Origin of the sequence: Gemmatimonas sp., from assembly GCF_044344655.1 — a bacterium.
In the GTDB taxonomy this organism is placed as follows: Bacteria; Gemmatimonadota; Gemmatimonadetes; order Gemmatimonadales; family Gemmatimonadaceae; genus Gemmatimonas.
In genome coordinates this window covers 21,440-27,816 of the sequence record NZ_JBIJCN010000042.1, presented here as the reverse complement: position 1 = coordinate 27,816, position 6,377 = coordinate 21,440, and the positions used below count along the sequence as shown (strand labels likewise).

The 6,377-nt window shown below is 67.4% G+C and carries 7 protein-coding genes; 1 reads left to right on the top strand and 6 read right to left on the bottom strand.

Annotated elements, in window-relative coordinates:
• Nucleotides 1-202: 202 nt before the first annotated feature.
• The 3 genes from ACIQ51_RS11145 to ACIQ51_RS11135 are packed head-to-tail and all read right to left on the bottom strand — an operon-like array spanning nucleotide 203 to nucleotide 3,263.
• The gene (locus ACIQ51_RS11145; protein ID WP_396205118.1) at nucleotides 203-1,528 is read right to left on the bottom strand and encodes a hypothetical protein; all 1,326 of its coding nucleotides are present in this window, start codon (nucleotides 1,526-1,528) and stop codon (nucleotides 203-205) included.
• A gap of 9 nt (nucleotides 1,529-1,537) precedes the next feature.
• Entirely contained in the window at nucleotides 1,538-2,455 is a 918-nt protein-coding gene (locus ACIQ51_RS11140) for a prepilin peptidase (RefSeq protein WP_396205117.1), read from the bottom strand.
• 4 nt (nucleotides 2,456-2,459) lie between these two features.
• Entirely contained in the window at nucleotides 2,460-3,263 is an 804-nt protein-coding gene (locus tag ACIQ51_RS11135; RefSeq protein WP_396205116.1) for a TrmH family RNA methyltransferase, read from the bottom strand.
• Between the two features lie 104 nt (nucleotides 3,264-3,367).
• Here ACIQ51_RS11135 and ACIQ51_RS11130 point away from each other — a divergent pair, with 104 nt between their 5' ends.
• Nucleotides 3,368-4,195 (top strand): M48 family metallopeptidase, encoded by an 828-nt coding sequence (locus tag ACIQ51_RS11130; protein WP_396205115.1) that lies wholly within the window; start codon nucleotides 3,368-3,370, stop codon nucleotides 4,193-4,195.
• A 24-nt stretch (nucleotides 4,196-4,219) separates the two neighbouring features.
• Here the strand turns inward: ACIQ51_RS11130 and ACIQ51_RS11125 are convergent, their stop codons facing one another.
• From ACIQ51_RS11125 to ACIQ51_RS11115, 3 genes are read right to left on the bottom strand one after another with little or no spacing between them, the layout of a single operon-like run.
• Complete coding sequence (locus ACIQ51_RS11125) at nucleotides 4,220-5,065, bottom strand: purine-nucleoside phosphorylase (RefSeq protein ID WP_396205114.1); 846 nt, start codon at nucleotides 5,063-5,065, stop codon at nucleotides 4,220-4,222.
• Nucleotides 5,062-6,141, bottom strand: coding sequence for an adenosine deaminase (gene add / locus ACIQ51_RS11120; protein WP_396205113.1), 1,080 nt, complete (start codon nucleotides 6,139-6,141; stop codon nucleotides 5,062-5,064). The genes ACIQ51_RS11125 and add overlap by 4 nt, the downstream gene beginning before the upstream one ends.
• A complete protein-coding gene (locus ACIQ51_RS11115) occupies nucleotides 6,138-6,377 on the bottom strand; it encodes a hypothetical protein (RefSeq protein ID WP_396205112.1) in 240 nt (79 codons plus the stop codon). Before ACIQ51_RS11115 ends, add begins: the two co-directional genes overlap by 4 nt.

Below are 6,377 nucleotides of genomic sequence, written 5' to 3'. Positions count from 1 at the left end.
AGATCACCGCGCCGACCACCAGCAGGGCCGCCGCGACCCGCTTCATCTGCCGCAGACGAAGACGACGGACCTCATCGTCTGGCGTGATGCGCAGCGCCGCCGGCAGGTCGGCGTCGCCGGCATGGGCTCCCGACGGAGCCGGCTGCAGGGGCGTGGGCGAGGGACTCGTCATGTGCGCGTCATGCCCGACGGGGTCCGACGCTCAACGCCCCGAGGCTGGGGTGTCGAGCGTGACGCGCGCCAGGTCGATGGGGGCAGGCAAGCCGGCGGGAAGATCCATGTACATGACTACGGGTTTCCCGCTCACCTGTTCCAAACGCATCGTCACCGTCCGGGCCTTTCGCTTGGGCGTGCCCGCCACGTCGAATCGTCGTGTGGTGCTCCCAGGCGCTAGGTCCGGCTTGGGCAGTTCATAGCGGCGACGAGCCGCATCACCCATGGCATCGAGAAAGTCGGCGGCATCGACCGCTGAGTCCCATACCGACACCCACACCAGTGCATCCCCCTGCGGCGTACGCACGATGGCATAGCGATCGCCATCCACCCCGGTCGCGGCCCGGCGCGCCAGCTCGTCGTTCTTGAGATGCTGCAGCAGGGCGAGGCGGGTCTCGAAGGCCCCAAAGGTATTGGTGTACGAGAGCGTGCCGATCTTCGGCGCCGGCAGCGTAACCGTCACGGGAAGATCACGCCCGTCGACGCCGCCGGCAAAATACGCCGAGTCGTTGAGGATCTGCTTCGTGGACACTGGCAGATCGGCGAGCAGTTCCTTCTCCGGGCGCACGTTGATGAAACGCCGGACGAAGTCGGCCCCACCGAGATAGGGGAAGAGCAGCCCCTCACGCACGGCGCGCGGGGCCGAGGCGAACACCGGCATCCCCACCGAACCATCGCGGATGCTTTCGCGAATGCGATCCCAGCCGCCCGGCATCTTGAGCATCGGGCTGGCGTTGGGATCGAGGCGCAACTGCATAAACACCGCCTGCCCTTCGAGCACCGCCTGGGCCGCCACCTGACGGTCGCCGTCATCGGTCCGGGCCTGGATCGAGTCGATCTTCACGTACTGGTCCTGCAAGGCGTGCACGAGTTCGTGTGCGACCGTCTGGTTGAGCAGCGCCTCGGGGGCGCCGTCTACGACATACAGCACCTTGGTGGCGGGGTCGTAGTAGCCCACGATCTGCTCTTCCAGCAGCCGCTGCAGCAGTGCGCCGAGCTGCAGGGTATCGGGGATCATCCCCAACAGCTTGTAGGCGGCCTCTTGGCCTGCCACCTGGTCGCGTCCGCGCTCGCTCTCGAGCTGCTTCCGCACGAACGCTCCGACTTCGTCGCGGGAGCGCTGCGCGACCGCGGGGGCCGTCTTGAACGGCAGCCCCATCTCCTTCTCGATCAGCGGCACGTACGTCGCGACGAGATCGGCAAATGGCGCCTGACCGGCGGTGGGCTTGTCACTACAGGCGCTGGCGAGCGCACCGCTCGCGACCAGCAGCACGGTCGCGATTATCGACCGCGACGGCAGGACGAACTTTGGCATGGACAAGGCTCAGCTGGGAAATGTGCGCAGCAGGTACCACGCGATCAGCGCATCCCCCCAAAGCAAGGTGAGCAGCGCAGCCGGCGCAAGGAATACCCCGAAGGGCACCTCAGGAAAGGCGAACGCTTCCCCGCGCCTCTTGGCACGCACCTTCGCGATGGGGGCTACGAACAGCAGAAAAGTCACACTCCCCACGAAGGCCCCCATCACGATGGTGAGCAGCGAACGCTCGGCCCCCACGGCGGCTCCCACGACGGCCATGAGGGTGGTATCCCCGAACCCCATCGCTTCCCGCTTCATGATCACTTCGGCCAGCCATCCGATGATGGTGATGGCGCCGGCCCCCACGCACGCACCGAGAACGGCCGGCCATAGCGGCGCGAAATGCGACGTCTCCCCGAGGAACAGGTTCACCGTCGCACAGAGCAGCACCATGATCAAGCCCGAGACGGTGAAACCGTCGGGGATGAGATAGTGCTTCGCGTCGGTAATCGCGATACCGAACAGCACCGTGGCAAACAACGCCACCCGCAGCGCCTCGAAGCTCACCCCAAACGCCAGGTACGCTGCCACCCACGCCAGCCCCACCAGTAGTTCCACGAGCGGATACTGCACGGAGATGGGGAGGGCGCAACCGGCACACTTGCCGCGCAGCATCAGCCAACTCACGAGCGGGATGTTCTCCCGGCTGGCGATGGGGCGCTCACAGCGAGGACACCGGGAACGTGGCGACACCACGCTGAGCGCCAGCGGCCAGCGCGCGATACACACGTTGAGGAAGGAGCCCACGGACACCCCGACCAGGAAGATCGGAAGGCACAGCACGAGGGTATCGCCCAGAGGTAGCTGAGCGAACAGGCCGTGGGTCATCCCGCCCGCTTCATTGATCGGATCGAGCGCAGTGGTCTGGATCTGCAATCCGGGCATGCCGTCAGGACGACCGAGAGACGGGCGACGCCACGATGGTCCCTCCACGCAGGGAATACAACAGGATCCCTGCGGCCACGGCCACGTTGAGCGACTCCACCCCCTCGGCCATGGGAATGCTCACCGTAGAGTGCACAGCGGCGGCCACGTGCGGGGAAAGGCCGGCCCCTTCATTGCTCACCACGAGGGCAAGGCGCGGCGGTAGGGGGTGACGGTCCAGTTGGTCCACCGGCAAACCCTCCATGTCGGCTGCCCACAGGGCCACGGGGGCGCCGGCAGTGCCGATGAACGCTGCAAGGTCCTCCCACGACATGGTCACGACCGGGTGCAGGAACAGCGCCCCCATGCTGCTGCGGACGACCTTGGCGTTCCACACGTCGACCGTGCCGGGAAGCGCGACCGTGGCCGTCACCCCCATGGCGGCCGCCGTCCGGATCACCGTGCCCACGTTGCCCGGGTCCTGCAGGGCATCCAACACGAGATAGCGCGCGCCCACCGGGGCCGGATCGAGCCCGCGTATCGGGATCTCGGCGACCGCCAGCACGCCCTGCGGCGTCTCAGTATCGGCGGCGCTGGCCAGTTCCTCTTCCGACACCTCCTGAACCGGCAGGCCGCGCGCATCGACCGTCGCGATGAGCGACTGTCCCCGCTCGGTCTGACGCAACGCCTCGGTCACCAGAAGCCCCACCACGTGCAGTGGCGATGCGAGCAGCGTTTCGACCGTGCGCACCCCCTCCGCCACGAAGCGCTGCTGGCGTTCGCGCGCCTTCCGGCGCTGCAGGTCACGGGCAACTGTGAGTAGCTTCACGGCGTTGGAGGAACTCGCGGGGGTTGCGGGTACAAGAATGCGGAGCGGGGGGCAAATGGCCACGGGCGTGGCCGATGTCCGCCGCCAACCATAGCGGAGACAATATGGCGCGAATCACCCAGCGGAGCAGCATGGCACGACGGGGAGCCGTTCTCGGGGCTGTCCTGCTGGTAGCCGCCTGCGTGCCGGGGACCCCCGAAGAGGTCAGCCTAGGTAGCCAGTACGCCCAGCAGATCGAGCAGCAGCTGCCCATCGTGCGCGATCCGGACATCGTGCGCTACATCAACGTGCTCGGTGATTCCATCGCGCGCGTGGTCGACGACCGCAGCTTGAGCTGGCGCTTCAACGTGGTCGACCAGAACGACATCAATGCCTTCGCCGTACCGGGCGGCCACATCTACGTGAACCGCGGTCTCATCGAACGCACCACCAACATGTCGGAGCTCGCCGGCGTGCTGGGGCATGAAATTGCCCACGTGACACAGCGGCACAGCATGAAGCAGATGGCCGCCGCACAGCGCGCGAACATCGGCATCACGGGCCTGTGCATCCTTGCCCCATCGGCGTGTCAGGGGGTGGCCGGAACGGCCGTGCAGCTCGGTGCGTCGGCCGGCTTCGCCAAGTTCAGTCGCGATGACGAGACCGAGTCGGACCGCTTCGGCGTAACGTATGTGACCCGCGCCGGGATCGACCCGCGGGGGATGCCCAGCATGTTTCGCATCCTGCTGCGGGAGCGTGAGCGAAACCCGGCGACGGTCGAGGCGTGGTTCGCCTCCCATCCGATCGAGGAAAGCCGCATCCGCACCAGCGAGGACGCGATCGCCAAAATCGATCCGGTGGTCCTCCGCTCGCTCACGCGTGACTCACCGGCGTTCCAGACCTTCAGAGCACGGCTTGCCAGCCTCCCGCGCAGCCAGTTGCGCGCTCGCTGAGAACGCGCAACGCGGCCCCTCGCGTTACGGCAATCGCCGCACGAACTCCGACACGAGCGCCTCGAAGCGACCGGCGACGGCGCGACCGGTATCCATCACTTCCTGGTGACTGAGCTTCTCGTGGGAGAGGCCGGCCGCCTTGTTCGTGATGCACGACACGGCGACCGCCCGCATGCCGATCGCGCGCGCCATGATCACTTCGGGCACGGTCGACATACCCACCGCATCCACGCCGAGCCGTTCGAGCATGCGCACTTCGGCCGGGGTCTCGTAGGTCGGGCCCAGCAGCCCGCAGTATACGCCGTCGTGCAGCGGCACACTGATCGTGCGCGCGCAATCGTGCAGTAGGGCGCGCAGCCCCGGGTCGTACGGGTCCGACATGTCGGGGAAGCGTTCATCGCCCGGCTCAACGGCGCCGATCAATGGGTTCCGGAACATCAGGTTGATGTGGTCGGCGATGACCATCAGGTCCCCGGGCGCGAACGTGCGCCGCACCCCGCCTGCCGCATTGGAGGCCAGGTAGACTGGCGCGCCCAAAGCATGGAGCACGCGCACCGGGAACGCCGCCAATCCGGCGTCGTGCCCCTCGTACATATGGAAGCGCCCAGCCAGCATCACCACCGGCCGCTCGGCGAGCTGCCCGATCAGCAGCTGTCCGGCATGCCCCGCCACGGTGGCCGTGGGGAACCCCGGTACCTGCGAGAAGGGGATCGTGACCGCGTTCGTGATCCGATCGGCCAACCCGCCAAGCCCGGAACCGAGCACGATGCCCGCCACCGGTCGTTGCCAGGTGCGGCCGACCTGGGATTGAATGAACGCCGCGGCCTCGCACGCCGCGTCGGCACCAGTCGACACTGGGCGCTCGCTCATGCCACCTCCACGAGGGCGGGCGCGTCGCGCAGCAGCTGCGCAATCTCCTGCGCCGCGGCGTCACGTAGGGCGACGCGGGGCGCATACGGCAGGAATGCGGCATCGAACGCGTTGAGGGCAAGGGTCCCCAACGTGGACAACGGCAACCCGAGGTGCTGCGCACAGGATACATACTCGTTGGTGAGCGTCACCCCGCTCATCATCGTGTTGTCGGTGTTGATGGTCACAAGTGCCCCCAACTCGGCGTATCGCTTCATGGGATGCTCCGAAAAACGACCCACGACCCGCGTCTGCACATTGCTGGTGGGGCACACCTCGAGCGCAATGCGGCGATCCACGATGTAGCGCTCGAGCGACGCGTCCTCACGGAGGCGTGTGCCATGGCCAATACGATTGGCCCCGCACCGGTGTACCGCCTCATGAATGGAGCGTGGGCCGTCGCCCTCACCGGCGTGCACCGTCACCGCCAGGTTGTGGGAACGCGCATAGTCGAACGCCGCCGCATGCTCGTGTGCCGGGTTACCCAGCTCACCACCGGCCAGGTCGAAGGCGACGACGCCGTGCTCCTGATGGGCCACGGCCAGCTCCGCCATCTCCATGGAGTGAGGCCACGGGAAGCTGCGGAGCGCGCAGACGATCATGCGTGTGACGGTGCCGGTGTCGTGCTCACCGCGCTGCAGGCCCTGATGCACGGCCTGCATGACCTCGTCGAGCGAGAGCCCACCGCGGGTGTGCAGCGCCGGGCAGAAGCGCATCTCGAGATAGCGCACCCCGTCCAGTGCCGCATCGAGCACGCGTTCCTGTGCGATGCGCTCGAGTTCCTCGCGCGATTGCATCACGGCCAGCGTGATCTCGAAGCGCGACAGGTACTCCTCAAGGTTGTGTGCGTCGTCCACGCGCATCCAACGGGCGAGCGCCCGGGGATCCCGATGCGGCAGAACGAGGCCCCGATCGTCGGAGAGCGTCAGCAGGGTGGAGGCCCGCAGCGACCCATCGAGATGGCAGTGCAGTTCCGCTTTGGGCATGCGCCGCACCACCTCGAGGAACGCCTCGCTCACTGCGCCGCCGTTGCTCACTCGATGGCCCCCTCGAGGCGTTCCCGCGCCGCCACCACGCGGAAGATCGCCCCCCCGCTGACCACGGTGTCGGAGGGTACCGGTAGCCCGCGGCTGTCCGTGAGGCGCACGCGCCCCGCCTCGAGTCCGGCCGCGTCATCGGGAAGGAGCACCCGGACAGCGTCGAGCGCCGAGGATCCGGCGGGGACGCTCACCCCCCGTTCATTCACAAACACGCGAACATCGGCGTTGGACAT

What these genes read in the sequence shown, in the direction of transcription:
- ACIQ51_RS11145 (WP_396205118.1), bottom strand. Translation starts at nt 1,528, where the DNA reads ATGCCAAAGTTCGTCCTGCCGTCGCGGTCGATAATCGCGACCGTGCTG.
- ACIQ51_RS11140 (WP_396205117.1), bottom strand. Translation starts at nt 2,455, where the DNA reads ATGCCCGGATTGCAGATCCAGACCACTGCGCTCGATCCGATCAATGAA.
- ACIQ51_RS11130 (WP_396205115.1), top strand. Translation starts at nt 3,368, where the DNA reads ATGGCGCGAATCACCCAGCGGAGCAGCATGGCACGACGGGGAGCCGTT.
- ACIQ51_RS11125 (WP_396205114.1), bottom strand. Translation starts at nt 5,065, where the DNA reads ATGAGCGAGCGCCCAGTGTCGACTGGTGCCGACGCGGCGTGCGAGGCC.
- ACIQ51_RS11115 (WP_396205112.1), bottom strand. Translation starts at nt 6,377, where the DNA reads ATGTCCAACGCCGATGTTCGCGTGTTTGTGAATGAACGGGGGGTGAGC.